This window comes from Cryobacterium psychrotolerans (genome assembly GCF_900101115.1).
GTDB lineage: Bacteria > Actinomycetota > Actinomycetes > Actinomycetales > Microbacteriaceae > Cryobacterium > Cryobacterium psychrotolerans.
The window spans coordinates 1-1,780 of record NZ_FNFU01000043.1 but is presented as its reverse complement, the minus strand read 5'-3'; the positions used below and the strand labels follow the sequence as shown (position 1 = coordinate 1,780).

The 1,780-nt window shown below is 55.6% G+C and carries 1 rRNA gene; it reads left to right on the top strand.

Going from position 1 to position 1,780, the window contains the following annotated elements:
* Positions 1-25 precede the first annotated feature (25 nt).
* Positions 26-1,544 (top strand): 16S ribosomal RNA (locus BLQ39_RS15445).
* Positions 1,545-1,780 lie beyond the last annotated feature (236 nt).

The window sequence follows — 1,780 nt, the reverse complement described above, 5'->3', positions numbered from 1 at the left end:
CCTTCGGGTTTCGTGCAATCAAACATTTACGGAGAGTTTGATCCTGGCTCAGGACGAACGCTGGCGGCGTGCTTAACACATGCAAGTCGAACGGTGAAGAGAAGCTTGCTTCTTGGATCAGTGGCGAACGGGTGAGTAACACGTGAGCAATCTGCCCTTGACTCTGGGATAAGCGTTGGAAACGACGTCTAATACCGGATACGACCCTCGGAGGCATCTCCTGGGGGTGGAAAGAATTTTGGTCAAGGATGAGCTCGCGGCCTATCAGCTAGTTGGTGAGGTAATGGCTCACCAAGGCGACGACGGGTAGCCGGCCTGAGAGGGTGACCGGCCACACTGGGACTGAGACACGGCCCAGACTCCTACGGGAGGCAGCAGTGGGGAATATTGCACAATGGGCGAAAGCCTGATGCAGCAACGCCGCGTGAGGGACGAAGGCCTTCGGGTTGTAAACCTCTTTTAGTAGGGAAGAAGCGAAAGTGACGGTACCTGCAGAAAAAGCACCGGCTAACTACGTGCCAGCAGCCGCGGTAATACGTAGGGTGCAAGCGTTGTCCGGAATTATTGGGCGTAAAGAGCTCGTAGGCGGTTTGTCGCGTCTGCTGTGAAAACCCGAGGCTCAACCTCGGGCCTGCAGTGGGTACGGGCAGACTAGAGTGCGGTAGGGGAGATTGGAATTCCTGGTGTAGCGGTGGAATGCGCAGATATCAGGAGGAACACCAATGGCGAAGGCAGATCTCTGGGCCGTAACTGACGCTGAGGAGCGAAAGCATGGGGAGCGAACAGGATTAGATACCCTGGTAGTCCATGCCGTAAACGTTGGGAACTAGATGTGGGGACCATTCCACGGTCTCCGTGTCGCAGCTAACGCATTAAGTTCCCCGCCTGGGGAGTACGGCCGCAAGGCTAAAACTCAAAGGAATTGACGGGGGCCCGCACAAGCGGCGGAGCATGCGGATTAATTCGATGCAACGCGAAGAACCTTACCAAGGCTTGACATATAGAGGAAACGGCTGGAAACAGTCGCCCCGCAAGGTCTCTATACAGGTGGTGCATGGTTGTCGTCAGCTCGTGTCGTGAGATGTTGGGTTAAGTCCCGCAACGAGCGCAACCCTCGTCCTATGTTGCCAGCACGTAATGGTGGGAACTCATGGGATACTGCCGGGGTCAACTCGGAGGAAGGTGGGGATGACGTCAAATCATCATGCCCCTTATGTCTTGGGCTTCACGCATGCTACAATGGCCGGTACAAAGGGCTGCAATACCGTAAGGTGGAGCGAATCCCAAAAAGCCGGTCTCAGTTCGGATTGAGGTCTGCAACTCGACCTCATGAAGTCGGAGTCGCTAGTAATCGCAGATCAGCAACGCTGCGGTGAATACGTTCCCGGGCCTTGTACACACCGCCCGTCAAGTCATGAAAGTCGGTAACACCCGAAGCCAGTGGCCTAACCGCAAGGAAGGAGCTGTCGAAGGTGGGATCGGTGATTAGGACTAAGTCGTAACAAGGTAGCCGTACCGGAAGGTGCGGCTGGATCACCTCCTTTCTAAGGAGCACAGCACCTCTCCCCGGTATACAGGGAGATCACAGGTGCCAAGCCATTTCGGAAACATACGTTTTCCGGTGGCGCTCATGGGTGGAACATTGACATTGATGCGGAACCAAACGGTTCGATCTCAGTACTCTGCAGCGTTGTTTACAACGCGGCAGATGGAACGGGTTGGTCCTGGCGGGTTCGCATATGCACGCTGTTGGGTCCTGAGGGACCGGAACAAGCCGGCT